The 25337-nt window shown below is 43.6% G+C and carries 20 protein-coding genes; 7 read left to right on the top strand and 13 right to left on the bottom strand.

Going from position 1 to position 25337, the window contains the following annotated elements; genetic code table 11:
* Positions 1-2070, bottom strand: coding sequence for a methionine--tRNA ligase (metG, locus tag PO830_RS06835; protein WP_272852792.1), 2070 nt, complete (start codon positions 2068-2070; stop codon positions 1-3).
* A gap of 235 nt (positions 2071-2305) precedes the next feature.
* Here metG and PO830_RS06830 point away from each other — a divergent pair, with 235 nt between their 5' ends.
* Positions 2306-3205 (top strand): S66 peptidase family protein, encoded by a 900-nt coding sequence (locus PO830_RS06830; RefSeq protein ID WP_272852791.1) that lies wholly within the window; start codon positions 2306-2308, stop codon positions 3203-3205.
* An 8-nt stretch (positions 3206-3213) separates the two neighbouring features.
* Here PO830_RS06830 and PO830_RS06825 read toward each other — a convergent pair whose 3' ends face one another.
* Both PO830_RS06825 and PO830_RS06820 read right to left on the bottom strand, forming a co-directional pair.
* Positions 3214-3777, bottom strand: coding sequence for a hypothetical protein (locus PO830_RS06825; protein WP_272852790.1), 564 nt, complete (start codon positions 3775-3777; stop codon positions 3214-3216).
* A gap of 4 nt (positions 3778-3781) precedes the next feature.
* Positions 3782-4741: a hypothetical protein gene (locus PO830_RS06820; protein ID WP_272852789.1), complete on the bottom strand. Its 960-nt coding sequence runs from the start codon at positions 4739-4741 to the stop codon at positions 3782-3784.
* A 127-nt stretch (positions 4742-4868) separates the two neighbouring features.
* Between PO830_RS06820 and PO830_RS06815 the strand changes: the two genes are divergently transcribed.
* Positions 4869-5228, top strand: a complete 360-nt coding sequence (locus PO830_RS06815) for a YraN family protein (RefSeq protein WP_272852788.1) — start codon at positions 4869-4871, stop codon at positions 5226-5228.
* Positions 5229-5230: 2 nt separating this feature from the next.
* Here the strand turns inward: PO830_RS06815 and PO830_RS06810 are convergent, their stop codons facing one another.
* The 3 genes from PO830_RS06810 to mfd form a co-directional block, all read right to left on the bottom strand.
* Positions 5231-6388, bottom strand: a complete 1158-nt coding sequence (locus tag PO830_RS06810; protein WP_272852787.1) for a carcinine hydrolase/isopenicillin-N N-acyltransferase family protein — start codon at positions 6386-6388, stop codon at positions 5231-5233.
* A 31-nt stretch (positions 6389-6419) separates the two neighbouring features.
* On the bottom strand, positions 6420-7244 hold the full coding sequence (locus PO830_RS06805) for a helix-turn-helix domain-containing protein (protein ID WP_272852786.1): 825 nt from the start codon (positions 7242-7244) through the stop codon (positions 6420-6422).
* Positions 7245-7532: 288 nt separating this feature from the next.
* On the bottom strand, positions 7533-10877 hold the full coding sequence (gene mfd / locus PO830_RS06800; protein ID WP_272852785.1) for a transcription-repair coupling factor: 3345 nt from the start codon (positions 10875-10877) through the stop codon (positions 7533-7535).
* Between the two features lie 123 nt (positions 10878-11000).
* On the opposite strand from mfd, the gene PO830_RS06795 reads away from it, so the two are divergent.
* The gene (locus PO830_RS06795; RefSeq protein WP_272852784.1) at positions 11001-12353 is read left to right on the top strand and encodes a dihydrolipoyl dehydrogenase family protein; all 1353 of its coding nucleotides are present in this window, start codon (positions 11001-11003) and stop codon (positions 12351-12353) included.
* Here the strand turns inward: PO830_RS06795 and PO830_RS06790 are convergent.
* Both PO830_RS06790 and pdeM read right to left on the bottom strand, forming a co-directional pair.
* Positions 12350-13153 carry a tryptophan-rich sensory protein gene (locus tag PO830_RS06790; protein WP_272852783.1) on the bottom strand — a complete coding sequence of 268 codons (804 nt, stop codon included), beginning with the start codon at positions 13151-13153 and terminating at the stop codon, positions 12350-12352. The genes PO830_RS06795 and PO830_RS06790 overlap by 4 nt on opposite strands.
* Positions 13154-13175: 22 nt before the next feature.
* Positions 13176-13808, bottom strand: a complete 633-nt coding sequence (pdeM, locus tag PO830_RS06785; RefSeq protein WP_272852782.1) for a ligase-associated DNA damage response endonuclease PdeM — start codon at positions 13806-13808, stop codon at positions 13176-13178.
* A 112-nt stretch (positions 13809-13920) separates the two neighbouring features.
* On the opposite strand from pdeM, the gene acs reads away from it, so the two are divergent.
* Positions 13921-15831 carry an acetate--CoA ligase gene (acs, locus tag PO830_RS06780; RefSeq protein WP_272852781.1) on the top strand — a complete coding sequence of 637 codons (1911 nt, stop codon included), beginning with the start codon at positions 13921-13923 and terminating at the stop codon, positions 15829-15831.
* 2 nt (positions 15832-15833) lie between these two features.
* Here acs and PO830_RS06775 read toward each other — a convergent pair whose 3' ends face one another.
* From PO830_RS06775 to PO830_RS06760, 4 genes are read right to left on the bottom strand one after another with little or no spacing between them, the layout of a single operon-like run.
* A complete protein-coding gene (locus PO830_RS06775; RefSeq protein WP_272852780.1) occupies positions 15834-18293 on the bottom strand; it encodes a ligase-associated DNA damage response DEXH box helicase in 2460 nt (819 codons plus the stop codon).
* Positions 18294-18296: 3 nt separating this feature from the next.
* Positions 18297-19085: a sugar-binding protein gene (locus PO830_RS06770; protein WP_272852779.1), complete on the bottom strand. Its 789-nt coding sequence runs from the start codon at positions 19083-19085 to the stop codon at positions 18297-18299.
* A gap of 5 nt (positions 19086-19090) precedes the next feature.
* Positions 19091-20683, bottom strand: a complete 1593-nt coding sequence (locus PO830_RS06765) for an ATP-dependent DNA ligase (protein WP_272852778.1) — start codon at positions 20681-20683, stop codon at positions 19091-19093.
* Positions 20680-21705 carry a ligase-associated DNA damage response exonuclease gene (locus tag PO830_RS06760; RefSeq protein WP_272852777.1) on the bottom strand — a complete coding sequence of 342 codons (1026 nt, stop codon included), beginning with the start codon at positions 21703-21705 and terminating at the stop codon, positions 20680-20682. Before PO830_RS06760 ends, PO830_RS06765 begins: the two co-directional genes overlap by 4 nt.
* A gap of 129 nt (positions 21706-21834) precedes the next feature.
* Here PO830_RS06760 and PO830_RS06755 point away from each other — a divergent pair, with 129 nt between their 5' ends.
* Complete coding sequence (locus PO830_RS06755) at positions 21835-22260, top strand: tellurite resistance TerB family protein (RefSeq protein ID WP_272852776.1); 426 nt, start codon at positions 21835-21837, stop codon at positions 22258-22260.
* Positions 22261-22483: 223 nt separating this feature from the next.
* Here the strand turns inward: PO830_RS06755 and fbp are convergent, their stop codons facing one another.
* Entirely contained in the window at positions 22484-23494 is a 1011-nt protein-coding gene (gene fbp / locus PO830_RS06750; protein ID WP_272852775.1) for a class 1 fructose-bisphosphatase, read from the bottom strand.
* 83 nt (positions 23495-23577) lie between these two features.
* Between fbp and PO830_RS06745 the strand changes: the two genes are divergently transcribed.
* Entirely contained in the window at positions 23578-24060 is a 483-nt protein-coding gene (locus tag PO830_RS06745; protein WP_272852774.1) for a GNAT family N-acetyltransferase, read from the top strand.
* Positions 24057-25325 carry an aspartate kinase gene (locus PO830_RS06740; protein ID WP_272852773.1) on the top strand — a complete coding sequence of 423 codons (1269 nt, stop codon included), beginning with the start codon at positions 24057-24059 and terminating at the stop codon, positions 25323-25325. Before PO830_RS06745 ends, PO830_RS06740 begins: the two co-directional genes overlap by 4 nt.
* Positions 25326-25337: the final 12 nt, after the last annotated feature.

The following is a 25337-nucleotide window of genomic DNA, read 5'->3' as shown; positions in this document are numbered from 1 at the left end:
TTAATTAATGGTTGCCCCGTTAAAAAGATCTTTTTGGTCGGGATTCACGAACACCAGGTGTCCTTCTTCCGTTTCTGTCATCAAGATCATCCCTTGACTCTCAACACCCCGCAATTTACGTGGCGCGAGATTGACTAAAACCGTGACTTGTTTTCCGATTATATCTTCAGGAGCAAAACTTTCCGCGATACCCGAAACAATGGTGCGAACATCGATACCGGTATCTACCTTAAGAACCAATAGTTTTTTCGTTTTCGGCATTTTTTCAGCTTCCAAAATGGTGCCAACCCGCAGGTCTAATTGGGTAAAATCGTCAAAAGAAATGGTTTCTTTTTGAGGGGTAACATTTGAAGAGGTCATTTTATTTGCTTCTTTACTGGATTGCAATTTCTCTAATTGTGCGGTGATCTGTTCGTCTTCAATCTTGCTAAACAATAATTGATTGTCTCCTATGGGATGTCCTTCAGGCAGTAGGGCAATATCTTCGGAAACTTGGTTCCACGTGAGTTTATTGCCATTTTGTTGGTCTAATTGTAATTGTTGCTTCAGCTTTTCTGAAGTAAATGGTAAAAAGGGTTCGCTTAACACGGCCAGCGCGGCACTCATCTGAAGCGCTACATACATAATGGTTTGGGTTCGGTCTCCATCTACCTTGATGGTCTTCCAGGGTTCTTCTTCCGCTAAATATTTATTTCCGAGACGGGCCAAATCCATCAAGCGCATTTGCGCTTCACGAAAGCGATAGCGCTCTATCGAACTGGCGATCACTTCCGGATAGGCACGCATTTCTTTGAGGGCTTGAATATCTACTTCGGTAAAATCAGAGGGCTTCGGAACGGTTCCGTTATAATATTTATGCGTTAATACCGTCACTCGATTAATAAAGTTTCCGAAGATCGCCACCAATTCGTTATTGTTGCGCGCCTGAAAATCGGCCCAGGTAAAATCGTTATCCTTGGTTTCAGGGGCGTTGGCGGTAAGCACATACCGCAGAACATCTTGTTGGTTCGGAAATTCTTCAAGGTATTCGTGCAACCAAACGGCCCAGTTTTTACTCGTAGAAATTTTAGCGCCTTCCAAATTGAGAAATTCGTTCGCAGGAACATTATCAGGCAAGATGTAACTGCCTTCCGCTTTCAGCATACTTGGAAAGATGATACAGTGAAAGACGATATTGTCTTTCCCAATAAAGTGAAGCAATGTGGTGTTCTCATCCTTCCAATACGGCTTCCAGTCTTTGCCGGTGCGATTAGCCCATTCTTTAGTAGAAGAAATGTATCCTATGGGCGCATCAAACCAGACGTATAATACTTTGCCTTCGGCCCCTGTTACCGGTACCGGAATGCCCCAATCAAGATCACGGGTTACGGCACGCGGTCTAAGGCCGTCATCAATCCAGCTTTTGCATTGTCCGTACACATTCGATTTCCAATCGGTTTCATGTCCCTTGATTATCCATTCTTTCAAAAAATCTTCGTAGCGGTCTAAGGGAAGAAACCAATGTTTGGTTTCCTTCAGCACCGGAGGAGTTCCAGACAAGGTGCTTTTAGGGTTGATGAGGTCGGTTGCGTTATGAGAGGTGCCGCAGTTTTCACATTGATCACCATAGCTTTCGTAGTACCCGCATTTCGGACAGGTACCTACGACAAACCGATCTGCTAAAAATTGTTTGGCTTCTTCGTCGTATAATTGTTCGGTCACCTTTTCTTCAAAGTCGCCTTTGTCGTACAAGGTGGTGAAAAACTGTGAAGCTGTTTCGTGATGTATGGGTGCTGAGGTTCGGGAGTAATTATCGAAGGTGATCCCGAAGTCGGCAAACGATTGCTTAATGATTCCGTGGTATTTGTCGATGATCTGTTGCGGACTCACACCTTCTTTCTTGGCGCGCATAGGGATGGCCACGCCGTGTTCGTCGCTTCCGCAGATGAAGGCGACATCAGCGCCTTGCATTCGTTGGTATCGTGCAAAAATATCGGCAGGCACATATACCCCTGCCAGATGTCCGATATGAACGGGTCCATTGGTGTACGGGAGGGCCGCGGTAATCGTAAATCGTTTGGGTTGCTTCATAGATAAGGTGTAAAGCGCAAAGGTAGTATTTTGCAAAGAAACTGTTAGAAAACTAGCACGGCTTCCGAATCCTTTTTATCTTGTTCTATAATTTTCAGGATGTTTCACGCTTGGGGTATCCTTCTCGAAAGGAACCGCAGCTATTGAGCCCAATGTACGTAACAAGATATAATTCGAAACGCAATTTTTTCAAGCTTACTATGAGCCTATTATTTTCAAACGAATTCTTTCTCCTATGATCACTCCACCCTTTTTAAAAAAAGGAGATGCCGTGGGTATCGTCTCGACCGCTCGAAAAATAAGCTCTGCCCGGTTAGTGCCGTTTTTGGATTTGTTGGAATCCTGGGGGTTGCAGCCGGTGTTAGGGAAAACAATCAATGCCGAAGACCATCAATACGCCGGAAGCGATACCTTACGTCGTAAGGATTTGCAGCAGATGTTAGATACACACGAGATCAAAGCTATTTGGTGTGCCAAAGGAGGCTATGGAACAGTTCGTATCATCGATGGGATCAACTTTGAAGCCTTCCGAAGAAACCCAAAATGGATAATTGGATATAGCGATGCCACGGTCTTACATTCTCATGTGCATAATTTCGCAATAGAAACGCTTCATGCTCAAATGGGAGAGTACATGGAGAATAAGAGCGAAGCCAGTCGACAAACGGCAAAAACCGTATTGTTTGGAGACCCATATCGCTTGCAGTTTGAGAATACCGACGCAAAGAGTGCACAAAATGCTTCGGCGGTAGGGCAGCTAGTTGGGGGAAACCTTTCTATTCTCTATTCCCTCTGCGGAAGTGATTCAGCCATAAACACCGAAGGTAAGATCTTGTTCATTGAAGATCTGGACGAATACCTCTACCACATCGATCGCATGATGCAAAACCTAAAACGAAATCGAATGTTCGATGGAATTCAAGCCTTGTTGGTTGGAGGAATGACCAAAATGCACGACAATCGAGTTCCTTTCGGAAAGACCGCCAAGGAAATTGTGCTCGATACAGTGAAAGAGTATGATTTTCCAGTGATCTTTGATGTACCCGCCGGACACGTAGACGATAATCGCGCTTTAATATTGGGCCGACAAGCAACACTCACAGTAACACCGTCTTTGGTCACGGTCGAATTTTAGTTTATAAATTATCTCATCATTTTTAAGTCATTTGAGAAAATCACGTTGATACGTTTTAGAATCATAAATAAATGAAGAAAAATTTCAACGCTCAGAAAATAGATAAGAAAAGACTTAATAAACACCAGAATTTCATAGATTTTTCCATAAAGTTCGATATCGATTAAGTTAATCAATTTTGGATTAGGTTCTATACTGAATATGAACAATAATAACAAAGCGGCAATATTCAAAATAATCGCAAATGAAATATTAGAGAAAGTTTCTTCTATTAAATATAATCTCGTATCCTTATTTTTTTCTGATAATTTGAGATTCTTATCATTAGCACTTGATAATATTAATACTAAAAGATTTAACAATAGTCCGATTAATATCGATAAACATATGGCCAAATTATCAATCGTATTTTGACTAGGTGCGTGCCAAAGTGCAAGTAAAATTGAAATAATTAATGGTAGAACAACCCACTCAAACTTGTCTTTAGGAGTAATTTGATTTTTTCTTCCATAAAAAGTTTTCAAGTGTTTCGAGAAAACTTCACTTATATTTAATTTTGAGTAGAGTTTCATTGAATCATAGTATTCCTAAATTAAATGAATTTATCAGATTGATAGCTTCGTTTTTGATAGAATCTAATTCTGAAAATCCGAAAGCATCAATAGCAACAGTTACGTGATAATAGGGCCTAACCTTTCCAGTATCGCTCAAATCTATGGTTCTAGTATTATTGTTATAATCCAAAATAACCTTAATATCTGTTTTTTCGTCTAATCCAAGTTCAGACACTTCATCAGATTCAAAAAAGCCTGAGTAATTCTCAATTCGCCTTATTAACTTTTGCCTCGTGAACTGAGGTATCATGGTACGTTCTTTAGGAATTAAGCTCAATCTCAAATCATACTTGCCATCTACTTGATGAGTTCCTAGATAATTTTCTGCTTTATCATTATCAATCTGTTTTCTTGTAAAAACGATTTCCTTAACCTCTCCAGTTCTCATCCATTCTTTAATTATATCCTGCTCTATGAAATTTTTGAACCTTACATTTAAGTTAGCAAAATTTTTAAAAATAAAATCCTTTAGAATTCGTGAGAAATCGGTTTTAATCGCATGTCTGCCTTCTCTTTCCAATATAATAAAACCAGAATTCAGGTTCTCCGGTAAAATTATCATGAAGAAAAAAGGTCTTTCCACTGCGTGACCCTTTTGCTTTGTGTATAATTCTGCTTTGTCTTTATCTGCCATCACTACTGGTTGCTCTTTTTTATTGTCATCTCCAATGCTTAATTTCCCATATATATATCTTTTCTGGCTATCGTAAAAATAAAGAGTATCTCCCGATTTATTTTTCGCTACTCTTGATGTCTTATCATCCAATCTAGATGGCGGAAATGTATCAATATATCCTATAAGCTTGTCTCGAAGTTCTTCAAATAGATCTTTCCCAAAAATATCATCAGGAGCTATCTTATTGTTTATTTTTCTTTTCTCATGCAGATAAAAGGAATAGATTTCCAACTTTCGATTTTCCATATTATTTAAATTAAATATGTTGGAAATATAACGCTTTTAAGTATTTTTCATTGACTCGTCGATAAATATAACAATAAAAAGGAAATACTCCAATAAAATGGAAATATTCCAACAAATAAGATAAAAATTGGCATATCACAACGAACTAGGACGTTGGGGCGAAGCTTTTGCGGTGGCCTATTTTGAGCAAAACGGTTACGAAGTCCTTGAACGCAATTTTAGGTTTCAGAAAGCAGAGATTGATATCATAGCGCGTAGGGAGCAAACACTGGTTGTTGTTGAAGTGAAAACCCGAAACAGTGCGTATTTCGGGAATCCACAAGAATTTGTCACGGCCTCAAAAATTAAGTTGTTGGTGAAGGCAGCGAACGAGTACGTGATCTCAAATCAGCTTGATGTAAATGTTCGCTTCGATATTATTGCGATCATCAAAAACAAGCAACAAGAAGAGCTTACGCACTATAAGGATGCGTTTTATCATTTTTGAGACTAGTGGTTCGGGTCTTTCTGCCATGCAGTAAACGACCAAAATCCGTCTTCTGAAAGAGACAGTGTTTTTTTGTCGCGACTGGCATCATTCCCAAATGTTAGGGTTACGCCCTCATTCGGGATAAAAAACCTATCGGCCTCATAGGGGGTCAATACCGTTTCAAAACCGTCTGGAAATCGTACCGTTAACCCTGCCTCCTGAAGCTTGACGGTAATACTTCCGAAGTACCAATTATTATAGCTTCCTTCAAATTTCTGCTGTGCTTCTTTTGACAAGGAAACGGGTGAAGGTTCCTGAAATGGAGTCGTTTCTTGAGGCGCATGGATGGCGTCCAGGTCACTAAAACTGTAGGATTGTTGTCCATTTTCTAAAAGCGCTTTCATGGTAGTCGTTACCAAATTCCCTTCGTCATGCTTCGAAAAGAACCAAAGCTGTCCCGTAGTTAAATTTTGAATGTTCGAATACATGGTGGCTCCATTTTTCTGAGCCGTTTTCTTTAGGATTTCTTCCATGGCTTCAAAGCTAACATCTTGTTGCTCAAGCATGGATTGTGCGATAGGATACCTCCAACAAGAACTACCGTCCTCTTTTCCGCAGCGATCGAAATTCGTAGACACTAATGGCTGCCCTGTTGCTGCCTTTTCAATGCCGGACGGACTAATTATCGCAAAGTTTCCCTGGGCATCGGCCACGTGCATTTGTGCACCGGTAAATCCGTTTTCGAACCAGTAGGTTTCAAAAAAAGCAATCACTTCCTCTACAGAGCTCATCGTTCCTAACAGATGTACTAAGATCGCATTATCTCCTTTGGGAAAGGGTTTTTTAGAACTCACTTCCGAAGTATTAACAGCATCAATGGCATTAAAATCGAATGTTAATCCCGCTTCGTTCGTTCCCCCTTGAATGCTACCTGTTTGTCCGAAGCGCGGTGAAAAATAGCTAAGTGTGTAATATCCGTACTCATTTTGAGGAGATTTTGGATATACGTTTAAAAAATTAGCTACCCCAAATGGGCCGTCTTCATTGTTGGCGTTCCAAACTTCACCATTGTGAGCGATGGCACTTACGATCGTACAGGCAAAGGTGTTTGGAATTAGAAATAAAAGGAAGGTCAAACTTAGGCAATACAGTGTAATGCCATAGGGAAATGGTTTCATGATAAACGAATTTAAGGTTGTGAATAATGGGTTAGGAATGCATCTTTTGCTGCACTAAGTCGGCGACTTTATAGAGCAAGATGATCTCTAATATGAGTGTCGGAATCAATAAAACGGCCCCGGCTATCGCGGTGAAAACCAGTGCGAAACATGCGTAGGTGAGTATTTCAAAAATTCCGGTTAGGGTAGCAGTAGTTCCTAAGATCTTATGCAGGCGTAACACGGCGATGCCCATAAGTATTCCAACGATTCCGATTGAAACGGACTCTATCATAAGGATCGCTTCATGAGTGAGAGCGGGAATATAAAGAGAGGCGATATCGAGCGCATAATAGGCTGTGTGGAAGGCCAGAAGTATAAAAACCACAATCTTCAGAAGATAGTTTTGTAGGATATTTCCGGTCAATATAAATCCTCGTAGAAACACTATAATAGATGCCAACACACAAACTTTAATTAGGATGTACACGAAGTTTGGAAATAAGGCTCCCTCGCCAAGTATTCTAGAGGTATCCGCCGGAAGCTCAACAAAACCTAAGATAAGATATACAATACCCGAGATCCAGGCAATTTTCAAGTTTCGGGTGAGAAATGTAGCGTGTTTGTCGTCATCGATCTTAAGGAAGAAGGCTTTTTTGAGACCGCTTTCCATGTTACTCTCCGCAAAACTTTCGTAATCTTCTCCTAAGACCGATAAAATAGTCTTTACGGTATAGGATCGCGGTGTTACTTCTCCGGCTTCAATTCGCTGTATGGTACGCACACTAATGTTACATTGTGCGACCAATTCTTCCTGGGTGAGGCCCTTTTCTTGTCTCAGGGCTAAAATTCGCTGTCCGAGGGTTGGCTGTTGCATGGCGTTGTTTCTATGATTTGATGCAATGTTATGGCCGCTCATGCGTTTTGACAATTATTTAGACTGAAATTGACCCGACATTTCCCCGACATTTCAGTAATGACAGTGGGTTTCGGGCTTCTTGTTGATATTGTTTCTCCGGCTTGGGTTTCTTGCTTCTGAAGGAAACGCCCCGTACCAAAGCTTTAAAAATAAAGAAGATTCTCACGGTTGCCAATACAAATTCAGCAGAAAAAGGAGCTTTTGAAGCGGGTGATACAGCAGTTGGGGATAAAGGTACAATTACCGCTACTTAGACATGATTTCAGTAAGTTGCTTTAAAACGGAAGGTACATTTTTAGCATTCTCAAACCGAAGCAGCAGTCGCAAACCGTTGCGTGTCTGTTTTTCTTTGAGCTGTACTTTGCGCGGGTTTTGTTGCACATACTGAAGCAGTTTTCCGAAGGCAGGACCCTGATAAAAGTCGCTTTGTTGATCGCTTATAAAATAGCCAATAAATTTCCCTTTTTTCATGACCACACGTTCCAATCCCATCTCGATGGCGAGCCATTTTATACGCAAACTGTCCAATAAGTCTTCCACTTCCTTTGGAAGTTCCCCGAAACGATCCCGAAGTTCTTCATTGAATTTTAGCAGTTCGGTCTCGTTTTTTAATTCGTTTAGCTTGGTGTACAGGTTTAAGCGTTCGGTAATGTTATTAACGTAGTCATCTGGGAAAAGCAATTCAAAGTCGGTGTCAATAGTGACTTCTTTAATAAAAGATCGGTTCTTGAAATTTTTATCCGTTTCCTCGTATAGGTCCTTAAATTCTTTCTCTTTCAGTTCATCGATAGCTTCCGCAAGAATTTTCTGATAGGTTTCAAATCCAATTTCGTTGATAAATCCGCTCTGCTCTCCTCCCAGAAGGTCTCCTGCCCCGCGAATTTCCAAATCTTTCATGGCGATGTTAAAGCCACTTCCTAATTCTGAAAATTGTTCGAGTGCTGTGATGCGCTTCCGAGCTTCTTCGGTCATAGCAGAATACGGCGGTGTGATAAAATAGCAAAACGCCTTTTTATTGCTGCGTCCCACGCGTCCGCGCATTTGGTGCAAGTCAGACAACCCGAAATTGTTAGCGTTATTAATAAAGATGGTATTGGCGTTGGGAACATCGAGTCCACTTTCAATAATGGTCGTAGACACTAACACATCAAACTCGTTGTTCATAAATCGCAGCATCAATTGCTCCAGTTTTTTCCCTTCCATTTGTCCATGACCAATACCAATCTTGGCGTCCGGCACCAGCCGTTGTATCATTCCGGCTACTTCTTTGATGTTCTCAATTCGGTTGTGCACAAAGAATACTTGTCCGCCTCTCGAAATTTCATATTGAATAGCATCACGTATGGTTTCTTCTGAAAAACGGATCACCTGAGTTTCTACCGGATAGCGATTAGGAGGAGGGGTGGTGATTACGGAAAGATCCCGGGCTGCCATCAAACTAAACTGAAGCGTACGCGGAATAGGCGTTGCTGTGAGCGTCAAAGTATCGACATTCTCTTTAATAGTCTTCAGCTTGTCTTTGACTGCGACGCCAAATTTTTGTTCTTCGTCAATGATCAATAACCCAAGGTCTTTGAATGTAACGTTTTTGCCAACTAGTTGATGGGTTCCAATCACAATGTCGAGCGCACCACTTTGCAAGCCTTCTAAAATGCTTTTTCGTTCTTTCGTACTGCGGAAGCGATTCATATAATCTACCGTCACCGGCATGTCGGCCAGACGCTCACTGAAGGTTTTGAAATGCTGAAAGGCCAAAATGGTGGTGGGCACCAACACGGCGACTTGCTTTCCGTTGTCAACCGCTTTAAAGGCAGCGCGAATGGCGATTTCCGTCTTTCCGAAGCCAACATCTCCGCAAACCAAGCGATCCATAGGTTGTTCTCCCTCCATGTCGCGCTTTACGTCTTCGGTAGCGGTCACTTGATCTGGGGTGTCTTCGTAGATAAAAGAAGACTCTAATTCGTGCTGTAAATACGAATCGGGTTTGTACTGAAACCCTTTTTCGAGTCGGCGTTTGGCATATAATTCAATAAGGTTGAAGGCGATCTCCTTCACCCGCTTCTTGGTCTTTTGCTTCAGTTTTTTCCAAGCGGCACTTCCCAATTTGTAAATTTTGGGGGCGACGCCATCTTTGCCGTTGTACTTAGAAATTTTGTGGAGGGAATGGATGCTGAGGTATAAAATATCGCGTTCTCCGTAAATCAATTTGATCGCTTCCTGCATGTTACCTTCCACCTCAATTTTTTGAAGTCCGCCAAACTTCCCAATCCCATGATCAATGTGCGTTACGTAATCGCCCACTTCGAGATTGGTGAGCTCCTTTAAAGTAATCGCTTGCTTTTTGGCGTAGCCATTCTTCAGCTGAAATTTATGGTAGCGTTCAAAGATCTGGTGGTCAGTATAGCATACCCATTTTTGATCGGTATCCACAAACCCGCGGTACAACGGAAATACCACTGTTTCGTACTGTGTTACTTGCTGTTCTACATCATCAAAAATATCGTGGAACCGTTTGGCTTGCGATTCGCTACTACAAAAAATGTAGTTGGTATACCCTTCCTCGGCTTTTTCGTTGAGGTTCTCTATAAGCAGCTGAAATTGCTTGTTGAATGCCGGTTGCGGTTGGGTGTGAAACGCAATGCTCTTTTCTGAAGCCTGAGTTTCCAAATGAATGGTACAAAAGGATGCCAATTGTTCCCTTAATACAGATGAAGTACAAAATAATTCAGAAGGCTCACTTTGCTTCACCTCGCCTTTCAATTCATTAAAAGCAGTAGTCGCTTTCTCAAACAAGCGATCGATACTGCTGCTTAACAGTTCTTCATTTTTGACAAAAACCGTGGTTTTGGAAGCGATATAGCTGAAAAAACTCTCCCGTTTTTCTTCCATCTGTTTGTTTTCCACATTGGGCATGATGGAAATACGCTTCAGCGGTTCTAAGGATAGTTGCGTTTCCACATCAAAGGTGCGAATGCTTTCTACTTCATCGCCAAAAAATTCGATGCGGTAGGGTTCATCATTGCTGAAGCTAAACACATCTAAGATCCCACCGCGTACGGAGAACTCTCCGGGTTCGGTCACAAAATCGGTTCGCTTAAACTGGTATTCAAATAATACCTCATTCACAAAATCGACAGTTACTTCTTCGCCTACCTTCATCTTCAAGGTATGGCGTTCCAGTTCTTTGCGGGTCACAACCTTCTCGAACAGGGCTTCTGGATAGGTAACAATGAAGGCAGGTTTTTTTCGTGAATTAATTCGGTTGAGCACTTCACTTCGAAGCAGCACATTGGCATTGTCGGTTTCTTCAATCTGATAGGGCCGGCGATAGCTTCCGGGATAGAACAGTACGTCTTGCTCATTGAGCATGTGTTCCAGATCATTCAAATAATACGCTGCTTCTTCTTTATCATTCAAGACCAGTAAAAAAGGCGCGTCGGTTTGTTTGAAGGCTTCCGACAGGACGATCGAAAGAGAGGAGCCTACCAGTCCGCTTAGGCGTGTGTTTTCTTGAGATTGGGCAATAGCGTTCCGAAGCATCTCGAGTTGAGGTGCCGCAGAATACAGCGAAGACACGAACGTTTTGCTCATGGACTGCAAATATAAAACCAATCTTTTTTTGGGCAGGGGTGGAATGAAACTTTATCATTTTAGTAACATACTAATGCAGCCGACTTCGGTACTTTAGGAACAACAACCACTAATAATAGCCACTTGAAAGGAAAAGAATTTGATGTTTTTGTCATCGGAACCGGTACGGCCGGAAAAAATGTTGCCTACGCGGCAGCGGAAAAGGGACAAAAAGTAGCCATTGCCGATGATCGGGAATATGGCGGAACTTGCGCCAACCGAGGATGTGATCCTAAGAAAGTATTGTACGGCTTTACGGAAGTGATGCAACATGCCAAAAACCTCGAAGGGAAAGGGATCAGAGAACTCCCTACAATCGATTGGAAAGCGGTGCAAGAATTTAAAAAGACCTTTACCGGTGCTATTCCCGCCGCCACAGAAAAATCCCTGCGAAAGGCGGGTATTGAGATGTACCACCAAAGTCCGAAATTCTTGGACGAAAACACCCTCTCTGTGGAAGGCAAGACGATCCGCGCCAAAAACATTGTGATCGCCACCGGATTACGGCCGAGAGAACTTAATATTCCCGGTAGTGAGCATTTTAGTCTGAGTGAAGATTTTATGGAATTAACAGAACTCCCCGAAGCGATGGTTTTTGTAGGCGGTGGGTACGTAGGCATGGAACAAGCACATATGGCGGCTCGCATGGGGGTTGATGTGACCGTCATCGAACGCGAAAGCAGACCCTTGGCTCCTTTTGATGAGGATATGGCATCACTGCTGGTAAAAGCTTCGGAAGCCATTGGAATCAACTTTGTTTTTGACGGAGAAGTGACGGCGCTTGAAATGCTTCGGAAACACATTCGCGTTACCTACCAAAGAGGTGGAAAGACTTCCTCCGTCAAAGCGCCCATGGTTTTTAATACCTCTGGACGTGTGCCGGCTATTGAGAAATTGAACTTAGAAAAAGGAAATGTCGCTTTTGAAGCGAACGGAATAACGGTCAATGAGTATCTACAAAGCACAACGAATCCTTCGGTATATGCCTGCGGGGATGTTTCTGCGAGTGGCGCGCCTCCCTTAACACCTTTGTCATCTCAAGAGGCTCGGGTAGTCGTTCAAAACCTAATCGAAAACAAAAAAGTCAAGACCTCTTTTCCTCCGATTCCTTCTGTGGTGTTTACCATTCCGCAGCTGGCAAGTATTGGATTGACCGAAAAAGAAGCCAAAAAACAAGGATTTTCCATTCGTGTCGAATATAAAGAAGTTCCCAACTGGTTCAACGCCAAACGCATGAACCAATCGTTCTATGCGTACAAAACGATTGTGGATACCGACACCAGCCAAATTCTTGGAGCTCACATCCTCGCGGAACAAGCCGGAGAAATGATCAATTTATTTGCGATGGCAATGAGCGCCGACTTTACATGCGAACAATTCAAAGGACAATTACTGGCCTATCCCACCTGGGGAAATGATGTTCGCGGAATGGTTTAACCTTGACCCTTGCGATACTCCTCCCATTTGATCATTGGGTTGGTATGTCTGTTTTTAAACCCATGTATTCCTGAACTCACACAAAGAATGCCTGCGGCAATAAAGGCAGTAGCGGCCAGGGTTGTGTCGGTCGCCTGATTTGCCATCCCGATTCCTACAAGTGCCCAGGCGCCTACGAGTGCAAATTCACGCATGTTCCGCGTCCAGGTAACCACTAGATTAATTAAAACAGCGACGACGATCATTATCACAGTCCAAATGGTTTCAGACAGACCGAAACCGTCCCAATTTTCTGAAGTTAAATAGGCCGCTACGTTCACAATACTGGCTACCGTTACCCAACCGCTATAGAACACAAACGGCCACCATAGAAACGCAATCACCGAAATAGGCGCATCCCACAATTCCATGCGATTGTTCATCACAATTTTCAGCAGTGAAAATAACAAAACCGCCATGGCAAGCACCGAGACACCTACGTATCCGTACAACCAAAAAATGACCCAAAGCATGTTAGCCACGCAAGACAGAACAAACCACCAACCTGTTTTGAGAACAAAAGCGTCATCGCGTACCTTTTTCCACAAACTTCTACTTTGATAGAAAACAAATCCTGCCAGCAGCAGGTAAATGACTCCCCAAATAGAAAAGGCATAACCCGCCGGAGTAAAGAGGGTGTTGAGGCTATCAGAGACATTCCCAATGGTGGTATTGTTGATGGCTCCAGTGTTGCTGGCGTAATGGACAAAAATAGTGGCCAAAAACGCAATGATGTTGGCGATTTGTAGTGTTTTTTTCATACGGAAAGATACGATTTTAAGGTCAAGAAACTCGTATTACCTCGCCTTCCACAATGACAAATACATCATCTTCCTTGGTTGGTTTTAAAATATACTTTCCGGTAAAACTCCCGAAAGCAGGCAAAATGAGTTGCTGTTTCCGTTTAAAGAAGCAGGGGAGTTTGGTCATTTGTTTCGCTAATCCTTCCAAACGAACACCCGGATGAATATGGCCCGAGATATTAAAATGTGTTTCCGAATTGGTGGGGTGGTGTGTCAATAAGAAGCCATCCAAGTGTAGCTTTTCTACAACGGTCATGCCCAGAGCTTCAAATTCATGCGGTGAAATGATATCGTGGTTACCAGCGACTAGAATGAGTTTTGCTGTGGAGGTTTCCGCCCATTTTTTAAAAGCTAAGAACTCGTTGTTCATCACACTATGGAACAGATCTCCTAAGAAGCAAATGGTTTTTGGATTCGTTTCCGAAACGACCTGTTGTAATTTGGTAAAATTTGATTTTGAAGCTGAAGTTGGGATGGCCGCACCATATTTTCTGAAATGCGCCACCTTTCCGAAGTGAACATCGGCAATCAACAACATGTTCTTTTCAGCCCAAAATAGCGCGCCGCTGCCGTGCAATAAAAAGGATTGGTTTTGTAAGGATATAGAGAGCAACTCTTTTTGAGATAAAAGTACTACTTCTGCGGAAAAATGATAGAATCGGGCACACGAAAAACGCTATTTTTAGCTATCATTGTAAGAACTGCCCCTACTAAATTCGGCACATATGAGTAATTATCACATCAAGCATTTAGAAGAATATTTTCAAGTATATCGCAAATCGGTTCGCGATCCGGAAACCTTTTGGGCCGAAATAGCGGGAGAACATTTTTTATGGCGGAAGAAGTGGGACACGGTACTGGAATGGGATTTCACCAAACCGGAACTCAAATGGTTTGAAGGCGCCGAATTGAATATCACCGAAAACTGTATTGATCGGCATTTACTCACTCGAGGAAGTCAGACTGCCATACTTTTCGAACCCAATGATCCCAAGGAAGAAGCACAACACATTACGTATGAAGAACTTCACGAACGGGTGTGTAGGTTTGCCAATGTGTTGAAAAGTAAAGGTGTTGAAAAAGGCGATCGCGTGTGTATTTATTTACCAATGATTCCAGAGCTCGCTGTTGCCGTATTGGCTTGCGCACGAATTGGTGCCATCCATTCGGTAGTATTTGCCGGATTCTCTTCTACAGCCTTAGCGACGCGTATCAACGACAGCGATTGTAAAATGGTCCTCACCAGTGACGGATCGTACCGTGGGGCTAAAACCATCGATCTTAAAGGTATTGTCGATAAGGCGCTCGAAGACTGTAGCGGCGTGGAAACGGTGTTGGTAGCGAAACGAATCAATTCTGAAATTACCATGAAAGACGGGCGCGACGAATGGTTGCAGCCATTATTGGATGCAGCCGAACCTAGATGCACCCCCGAACGCATGAAAGCAGAAGATCCCTTATTCATTCTGTACACTTCCGGATCTACCGGAACTCCAAAAGGAATGGTGCATACCTGCGGTGGCTATATGGTCTACACTGCTTACACCTTCAAGAATGTGTTTCAATACCGCGAAGGCGATGTCTACTGGTGTACGGCGGATATCGGCTGGATCACGGGGCATAGTTACATAGTGTATGGGCCGCTGACCAATGGAGCCACCACGGTCATGTTCGAAGGCGTTCCGTCGTACCCTGATTTTGGTCGGTTTTGGGAAGTCGTTGAAAAACATAAAGTCAATCAATTCTATACCGCACCTACCGCCATTCGGGCGTTGGCAAAAGAAAAACTGGAGTTTGTAGAGAAGTATGATCTTTCCTCCTTAAAAGTGTTAGGAACGGTTGGGGAACCTATCAACGAAGAAGCCTGGCATTGGTATAATGACAACATCGGAAAAGGCAACAGTCCCGTAGTCGATACTTGGTGGCAAACAGAAACAGGCGGTATCATGATCTCACCTATTCCGTTTGCGACGCCTACCATCCCTACCTTCGCAACACTTCCACTTCCGGGCATTCAGCCGGCTTTGATGGACGAAAAAGGAGAAGAGATCAAAGGGAATTTGGTGAGTGGTCGACTCTGTATCAAATATCCCTGGCCTTCCATGGCACGCACCATTTGGGGCAATCATCAACGCTATAAGGACACCTATTTTTCAGCGTTTGAGAACAAATATTTTACGGGAGATGGAGCTTTGCGGGATGCTACAGGCTATTACCGCATTACGGGTCGTGTAGATGATGTAATCATCGTTTCTGGTCACAATTTAGGAACGGCTCCCATCGAAGATGCCATCAACGAGCATCCGGCGGTGGCAGAAAGCGCTATCGTAGGCTATCCTCATGAAGTAAAAGGGAATGCGCTGTACGGGTATGTCATTCTGAAAGAAGTGGGGGAATCTCGCGATCATGACAATCTTCGGAAAGAGATCAATCAACTCATCAGCGAGCGCATAGGGCCTATCGCAAAGTTGGATAAAATTCAGTTTACGTCCGGCTTACCGAAAACGCGAAGCGGAAAAATCATGCGACGTATTCTTCGGAAGATCGCTTCCAAAGACACCGATAATCTGGGCGACACCAGCACCCTGTTGAACCCGGAAGTAGTGCAGGAAGTGATGGATAATGCCTTGGTGTGAGACTACTTTTCTAACTGAAGTTTCATTCGCTTGATGCGATCTTTTAACTTTTCCGAAGAGAGCTTTTCTCGCAAGCGATCGGTAATGATGGGAAAGCTAAAGGGAGTAGGTTTGGTGCAATCTTTCCAAACAATGGTCTGTCCTTGTATGCGCTCTAACGCTAGTCTCAGTCGGCCTTCCTCTAATTGATGCTCAAAGGTCTCCCGGAAGGATTGTTGATAGAGCAGGTTTTCGGGTTCGTAATCGCGGAAGACATCAAATAACAACTGACTATTACTTTGCAAGTGCTTTGTTTTGATGGTTTTATTCGGATAGCCCTGAAACACCATTCCACTGATCACCGCAATGTCTCTAAATTTTCGACGTGCCAGTTCAGTGCTGTTCAAACTCTTTTGAAGGTCTTCAAATAAATAGGTGGCCGAAAACAACTCATTATCGATCACCTGTTGCATGTCGAACGGCTGTTCACTCAACAATTCAAAGCCGTAATCGTTGTATGCCAATGAAAAGGTAATGGGCTGCAATAAACTGATGCGATACGCCATCAAACTGGCCATCGCTTCATGCACAAAGCGTCCCTCGAAGGGGTAAAATAAAGCGTGATGGCCTTCACGGGTCTTAAAGGTTTCAATCAAAAATTCATCTTCCCTCGGAACAATGCTTTCACGCTCTTGTCTTTTGAATAAGTCTTTTAGCGCTTTTAATTCAGGCGTACGTCGTTTGTGATCGGCTTCGCTTTGCAGTTCTTCACGAAGCAACCGACTCATTTGTGATGATAACGGAAGTCTTCCGCCCATAAAGCTGACGACGTGCGCTGATTTCTTCTTCGACCTTCGGACTTGTGCGACCATGTTTCTTAATCGAACTAACTCCAACGTTCTCCCGGCAAATACAAAGACATCGCCGGGTTTCATTTTTCCGACAAACCATTCTTCAATAGTTCCTATAAACCCACCCGAAACATATTTCACCATTAACATGCTGTCTGAAACGATGGTACCAATCGATAAGCGGTGCATCATGGCAATGCGCCTGCTTTCCACTTTAAACAATCCATCATCTTGAACAATGACCCTGCGATATTCATCGTAGGCCTGGAGACTCTGACTCCCCAGGGTGATGAAATTCAGGCACCAATTCCATTCTTCTTCCGTGATCCCTTGAAAACAAAAGGTATTTTGAATCTCCGGAAAAATTTCCGAAGGATAAAATCCGTCACTTACGGCTAAGGTTACCAGATACTGAATGAGCACATCGAAACTCAGTAGATACGGGATGCGGTCTTCCATTACGTGCTCTGTGACAGCACGTTTCAATGCCGAAGCCTCTACCAATTCCAAAGCATGGGTGGGCAAAAAATAGATGACAGAAGCCTCACCGGGTCGGTGATTGCTGCGTCCGGCACGCTGTAAGAACTTAGCAATTCCCTTTGGTCCACCAATTTGGATAATAGTTTCCACGGGGGCAAAATCGACACCAAGGTCTAAACTAGAGGTAGCTACCACCGCTTTCAATGATTCATTGCGAATGGCTTGCTCTACCCATAATCGGGTTTCTTTGGCGATACTTCCGTGATGCATGGCGATCTCTCCGGCAAACTCCGGATGTTTTTCTAAGAGCTTCTGAAACCAAATTTCGCTCTGCCCACGGGTATTCGTAAAAATAAGGGTGGTCTTACTTTCCTTAATGATTGGAACGATCTCTTCCAACAAATGCAGCCCAAGATGGCCACGCCACGGAAAGGTTTCCATGGTTTTTGGGATGATGGATTGTACTTTGACCTTCGTTTTCCGTTTTGCGCGAATCAATACAGCGTTCTTTCGAAATTCCGCATCCATCCCTAAGAGCACATCTTGGGCTTGTTCGAGATTCCCGATGGTGGCAGAAATTCCCCAGATGCGTAGTTTCGGTGAAATACTTTTGAGGCGCGACAATCCGAGTTCCATTTGTACGCCTCGTTTGCTTCCCAGTAGTTCATGCCATTCGTCCACCACCACTGCTGTGAGCGATTTGAACATTTTATCGTATCCCTTTGAGGCCAACAACAGCATCAAGCTTTCGGGTGTGGTGATCAGCAGATCGGGCATGTTACGCTTCTGTTTGGCGCGCTCGCTCTGCGGGGTGTCTCCGGTACGGATGCCCACAGTGAGTCCGCTTTCCAGCGCATCGGCAAAGCGTTGGGTGGCTTGTTGAATTTCTACGGAAAGTGCGCGCAACGGGGTAATCCAAATGGCTTTAAGTCCTTTTTTCCGGGAATTTTTATAATCAGGATGGTCTTGAAGATATTGTAATACGATGGGTACCCAAAGCGCATAGGTTTTACCGCTTCCGGTAGGCGCGTTTAGGAGTCCGTGTTTGCCTTGTAAAAATGCGGTCCATGTTTTTTTCTGAAACGGAAAGACAGTCCAATCTTGTGCTTCAAACCAAGTTTCGGCAAGAGAAAGCGCTTCTTTTCGATTCATAGATCACTCTGTTAGCAGGATCGTTCCGAAGATATCCGCATTGATCCACCCTTGATTCTTATCTTCTCCGGGCACATACACCGATCCGATAAAATTTTCACGTGTTTCTGAGTGGTCATTATCACAATAGGCGAGGACAAAACCAATTTTTTTTCCTGCGGAAAGCGTCACCGGAGTGTTTCCCTTCTTTCCATCCACAAAGGAATCATCGAAGACCTTGATCTTTAATTCCCAAATACTGGTGGTTCCTTCGGTGGTATGTTTGCTCATCACATGATCATTGTAGAGATGCGGCGCTTCATCTGGACCGAGATCGACAACATTTCCGTCGAGTGCCACGTGATAGGCAAAGGCGTTGTGAGTAAATTGATGTGGCCCACCCGAATTGTCTTCATCAATAAACACTTCTACACAATCGTCATCCCACCATTGCACCAAGGGGTCTTTGTAGATGTCGATGAGCGTATCATCTTCGATCATGACCAACAGGTAGAGCGCTTCCTTGTCCCAGGCCATTTTATAGCGTCCGGAAAAATCTTCTTCGGTATAGGGTTCCCCCACCCAGCGCTGATCTAGTGGATGCCACTTGGTCGTCTTCCAAATAGCATCGCTGATATTTCCATTGATGATAGGAGGATTATTTGTTTTGAGTACTTCTCGAAGTTGATGCTCCTTTTTAGATTCGGTTTGCTGTGCTTTAGTGGTGTTGGCGGTTATTTTTTCTTCGGAAGAAGACGTTTGTTTACAACCAACTAACATTAAAAATGTGGAGAAAATAATGAAGCTTTTCATGGTGGTTATTTTGGAATTAAGGCTTTCAAATCGGCGATGGTATTGGCCTCTTCAATAGGCTTGTCTTTTCGCCATCGTAAGATACGGGGAAATCGTGTGGCGACGCCACTTTTATGCCGACTACTTTCAGCGATCCCTTCAAAAGCAATTTCAAAAACATGATGCGGTGTTACGCTACGTACCGGTCCGAAGCGCTCCAAAGTATTCTTTTTGATCCACGCATCTACTTGCCTAAATTCTTTATCGGTAAGCCCTGAATAGGCTTTGGCAAAGGTCACCAATTCCTCACCATCCCAGAGGGCGAAGGTATAATCGGTATAGAGGTTGGCGCGTCTTCCATGACCACGCATGGCGTAGGTAAGCACGCCATCTATAGTGAACGGATCTACCTTCCACTTCCACCAATCGCCTTTTTTTCTTCCCACAAGGTAGGGCGAATCTATCCGTTTGATCATCAGTCCCTCACTTCGTTTTTCTCGTGATTTATCGCGCTCTTTGGCGGCTTCCTCCCATGTGTTGAAACGCATCGTTTCGCTCAGGTAGAGTCCGATATCCTCACAAGGACAGTTCTTTATGAGTGTATCCAGTAATTTTCGTCTTTCCTCAAAAGGTAATTGCCTGATATCTTTACCTTTCCATTCCAATAAATCGTAGGCGGTAAGAATGACGGGTGTTTTCTTTAAAAGGGCTTTGGTGATATTTTTTCTACCGATACGAGTTTGAAGATCGGCGAAGTTGGCAATGTTGCCGTCAATAAAAGGTAAAATCTCTCCATCGAGCACCGTACCATTAGGAATTTCTGAAAGGAAGCGTTTAAATTCAGGATATTTATCGGTGACCAATTCTTCGCCACGGGACCACACAAATACCTCATCGTTTCGAATAATCACTTGAGCGCGAATCCCGTCCCATTTGTGCTCAAAACTCCAATTTGAAATCGCTTCCAGATCTTCTTGAAAATCATCCTCCACGGCATATGCCAAATAAAAAGGATACGGCTTGCTGAGGTAGTCTTCTTCGTTCTCTTCGAGAATAAGTTGTTGGTAGGTGGTGGAAGCCGGCGTCCAATTTCCCATGAGTTTGTAAGCGAGAATATCTTCGTCGATTTCGGTGGCTTGAGATAAGGCACGCGTCATTAGTTTTTGGCTTACTCCGATGCGGAAACTACCCGTGATGATCTTATTGAACACAAATCGTTCGTAATAATCAAGCGCCAACCAATTGCGATGTAGGTAAGCTTTTTTTTCAGGGTCCGGTACGTCCTTGAGTTCGATTATTTCCTCGATGTATTTTGAAAGTGATTTGTCGGTTGCAGTTCTGGAAGAGGGAAGAATAAGCGCAATGGTTTCCGCCAGGTCTCCAACGATATGATAACTTTCTTCAAACAACCATAATGGAATATTGCTAATCTCCGTCGCCCATTCCCGCAGGAGCGTAGTATTTACCGGACGTTTGGGTCGGCGGTGTGATAAGATAGCGATGGTCCACAGTTTGTCGTCATCCGGAGCTTCTTTGAAGTATTCCGCTAAGGCGGCCACCTTTCGATTGGTTTTGTTGGTGCTGTCAATGGTTCTGATGAGCTGAGCAAATCGTTTCATGCGTCGCCTCCTTCCGTTGTTTTGCTGCTTTCCGACTGTTCTTCTTCGTACTGTGTTTTTTCCGTGCGAGCGTCATAGCCAAGTTCTTCCCGGAGATAGCGTGAAAAAATATCGGTATAGCCGTGAGTAGCGATCACCTTTTCGCAACCGGTGGCTTTGATCGAATCGATGAGTCCCTCCCAATCGGCATGGTCGCTTAACACAAAACCTCGATCGATGGCACGTCGTCTTCGAGCGCCTCGAAAGGTCATCCAACCACTAGCGGAAGCCGTTTCGTAAGGCACCATTTTTCGGATCCACGTGCCGCCGTGCGCGCTGGGAGGCGCTACAACAATATTACCAAGTAAGTCTTCTTTTTTGGTTTCGCGGGTTACCCGGGTGGTATCAGGCAGTGCATAGTTTTCTCGCAATACCTCTGTCATGTTTTCTACAGCGCCATGGGTATAGATGGTTCCTAAAGACGTATCCAAATGTTTCAGTAGGCGTTGGGCCTTTCCGAGGCTATATCCGAACAGCACGGAAGTTTTCTTTTCGGCTTTATTCTGCGCCCACCAGGCATTGATGTCTTCAAAAACCCGTGCTTGCGGTTCCCATGTAAAAGCGGGAAGTCCAAAGGTACATTCTGTGATAAACGTATGACATGCAACAGGTTCATAGGGAGTCGCTAAGCCGTCATCTTCCGTTTTAAAATCGCCCGTAAACACCCAAACCTCGCCTTGATATTCCACACGAACCTGGGAAGAGGCCACAATATGACCCGCAGGATGTAAAGAGAAGGTAACGCCGTTGATGACAAACGTTTCTCCCCATGCCTTTCCGGTTACGGTAATATCCCCCAAACGATGCTTAATGATGGGAACGTTATGATGGTGAGTGATATATTTTTTATGGCCCCACCGGCTGTGGTCGGCATGGCCGTGGGTCACGATGCATTTGTCAACAGGACGCCAAGCATCGATGTAGATATCGGCTTGTTCGCAATAAATTCCTTTGTCATTAAAAACGAGAAGCGGCGTAGACATGCCTTTAAAATTACTACATTGAAGGAAGAGTTCTTCGGAATTAAGAAAAGTTTAGGGAAGCGGTTTTTTCCGAAGGAAAGAAGCTAAAAAAAAGATACAAGTTTTATATTTGTGCTTTAATTACAGACTATGTCATTTACAGATCTTTTTGAAAGCGGGGAGCACTCCCGAAACTTAGGCCACTTTGCGTCTATCGCCAATATCGCTTCGATAGACGGGGCTTTGAATGCGGAAGAAGAAAAAATGTTGAAACGATTCGCTCGCAAATTAGATATTGATGAATCGGAATATAAAGAAGTGCTTAAAAACCCGGAGAAATACCCGATCAACCCACCCAACTCTTCCGATAAACGTTTAGAGCGCATGCACGATTTGTTCGAAATGATCTTTGCCGACCACACGATCGATGATCACGAACGATTTTTGATTGAACGATATGCCATCGGACTCGGATATTCTACGGAAATGGCGCAGCAATTGATCAAACGATCGATTGAGATCTATCAAGGCGGACTCGACTTAGAAGATTATCGCTATTTGCTGAACAAGAAGTAGATTTACAGGAGACAGGAGACAGGAGACAGGAGACAGGATAGACTAATTTTATACTTCGTTGAATGATTCAAATTCGTCCTACGTCTTACCTCTTACGTCACACATCCTTTACTTCACATCTCATTACTACTATCTCATATCTGTTACAGAAGACATAGATGTATTAAGAAGTGGGTATTTAGTATTGAGATCTTAAATCTTACGTCTCAATTCTCTGTACTCACTAATCAATAGTGTTCTGCATAAAGGCTTCCGCTTTTTCTACCATGCTGCTGCTTCCGCAGATAAATGGAACGCGTTGGTGTAATTCGGTAGGTTGAATATCCAGAATTCTTTCAAATCCATTGCTGGCTTTTCCTCCGGCTTGTTCTGCCAAGAATGCCATGGGATTACACTCGTATAACAAGCGAAGCTTTCCGTTGGGATCTTTAGCGGTATTCGGATAGATATAAATACCTCCTTTGATCATGTTCCTATGAAAATCAGACACCAAAGACCCGATATAACGTGAGGTGTAGGGCCGGTCGCCCTCTTCCTTTTGGCAATACTTAATATAATCTTTTATTCCTTGCGGAAAATGTACGTAGTTCCCCTCATTTACCGAATAGATACGGCCTGTCTTTGGAAAGGTCATATTGGGATGCGATAAGTAATAGGTTCCAATGGCGGGGTTCAATGTAAAGCCGTTAACGCCGTGTCCGGTTGTGTAGACGATCATGGTAGAGGTTCCGTACACGATATAGCCGGCAGCTACTTGTCGGTTTCCCGGTTGTAGAAAATCGTCTAATGTCACCGGTTCTCCTGATGGTGTTACCCTGCGATAGATCGAAAATATGGTTCCCACTGAAACGTTAACGTCAATATTAGAGGAACCGTCCAAAGGGTCGATCAACACCACATATTTATTCTCATTGCGCTCGTTGCGTCCGGTGATGGTAATAAAATCGTCTTCTTCTTCGCTGGCAATTCCGCAGACAATTTCTCTATTTGTCAGCGTTTTGATGAAGGCCTCATTGGCGAAGACATCTAGTTTTTGCTGGTTTTCTCCCTGAATATTAGTCTCGCCCACCGCTCCTAAGATATCTACTAAGCCGGCTTTGTTCACTTCGTGATTCACCACCTTGGCAGCGAGACGAATGGAATTGATGAGGCGCGATAATTCCCCGGAAGAATACTTGAATTCCTCTTGGTTTTCAATGATAAATTCGCCGAGGGTCTTATTTTTTTGTGTCATGAAGACGCTGTGTTGTAGATTTGTGGCAAATATCGGGAAATTTAGAGAACCACCCGCGATTATTATAGCTAAAAGCCATGCGTATGAAAGCCGTGATTAGAGACGCCACTCCTAGCGATATGCCGCAGGTGCTGCACTGTATCAAGGAGTTGGCGCGTTTTGAAAAAGAACCTGATGCTGTTGCCATTTCAGTAGAAACGCTCCTTGAGGAGGGTTTTGGCGAACGTCCTATATTTCATTGTTTTGTCGCCGAACGTTCCGAAGAAATCGTGGGTATCGCACTGGTATATTTTCGTTTTTCCACCTGGAAGGGTAGAACCCTGCATTTGGAAGATCTCATAGTGACGCAAGATCAGCGAGGGAAGGGAATCGGTAAAGCATTGTATCAACGTGTCATTCAATATGCCTACGAACAAGGCGTACAGCGCCTAGAATGGGTGGTTTTGGACTGGAATCAAGGCGCTATCGATTTTTATGAACACAGTGGCGCTACCCTTTTGAAAGATTGGTACTTGGCACAGATGGAACCACATGCCATGAAAGCGTATTTAGACAGAAACACATGAAAATCTACAAATTTGGAGGCGCCTCGGTAAAGGATGCTGAAGGCGTGCGAAATGTAAAAAGGGTCTTGGAAGCTACGGGCGAAACCAATTTGGTCGTGGTGATCTCAGCCATGGGTAAAACCACCAATTTATTGGAACAAGTGGTGACTGCCTACAGGGAGGATGACAGTTCAAGGGTACACGATCACCTTTCTACCTTTCACAACTATCATTTTGATATCCTACATGCATTGTTTTCGAATGGAGTGCATCCTGTTTTTCAACGTGTATCAGACATTTTCAATGAGTTGTCGTCTTTTTTAGAACGCAATCGATCAAAGAAACATTCCTTCTTATACGATCAGATCGTATGTTTTGGTGAATTGGTTTCAACCACGATTGTGTCTACGTATCTTTCCGAAGTGGGGGTCAAGAACAGCTGGCTAGATGTTCGAAACTACATTGTTACCAACAATTACTATCGGGATGCGAAAGTAGATTGGACCACCACACAACAACGCATTCAGGAAGGCATTGCCACCCAGGGAATTACAATTACTCAAGGTTTTTTGGGGTCTGAATCAGACAATAATTTTACCACCACCCTGGGAAGAGAAGGTAGTGATTATACCGCAGCGATCTTTGCGTATTGTTTGAATTCTGAAAGTGTTACCATTTGGAAAGATGTCCCCGGCGTGTTGAATGCCGATCCACGGTATTTTTCGAATACCACCTTGCTGCACACCATTTCGTATACCGAAGCGATCGAATTAGCTTTCTACGGAGCTTCTGTCATTCACCCGAAAACCTTACAACCGTTGCAGCGAAAGGAAATTCCGTTATACGTAAAATCGTTTGTGAATCCCAATGCTCCAGGCACCTGTGTAGGAAAAGGAGAATTGCTTGATCCCATGGTTTCTTGTTTTATTCTGAAACCAAACTTAGTGTTGTTATCTCTGTCTTCCCTAGATTTCAGTTTTATGATGGAAGACAACATTAGCGATGTGTTTCGATGGTTGCATGAGTATAAAATGAAGGTAGAGCTGATTCAGAATTCCGCCATCAGTTTTTCGGTGTGTGTGAATGATAAATACCACAAATTGGCGCCCTTATTGAAAAAACTAAAAGAGACCTTTCAGGTGCATTGTGAGCCCAATGTGACCCTATATACCGTGCGACACCCTGCTTCCGAAGATATTGTTACCCTCACCCAAGGAAAGGAAGTACTGCTGAAGCAAGAAAACCTGAGTACAGTTCAGATTGTAGTCGCCGATAAAACTACGTAGCTTTCCCTATAT

Origin of the sequence: Altibacter sp. HG106 (genome assembly GCF_028561755.1) — a bacterium.
Taxonomy (GTDB): Bacteria; Bacteroidota; Bacteroidia; order Flavobacteriales; family Flavobacteriaceae; genus DFVG01.
Note: the sequence above shows the minus strand (reverse complement) of the source record. Positions and strands in the feature narration are given on the sequence as shown.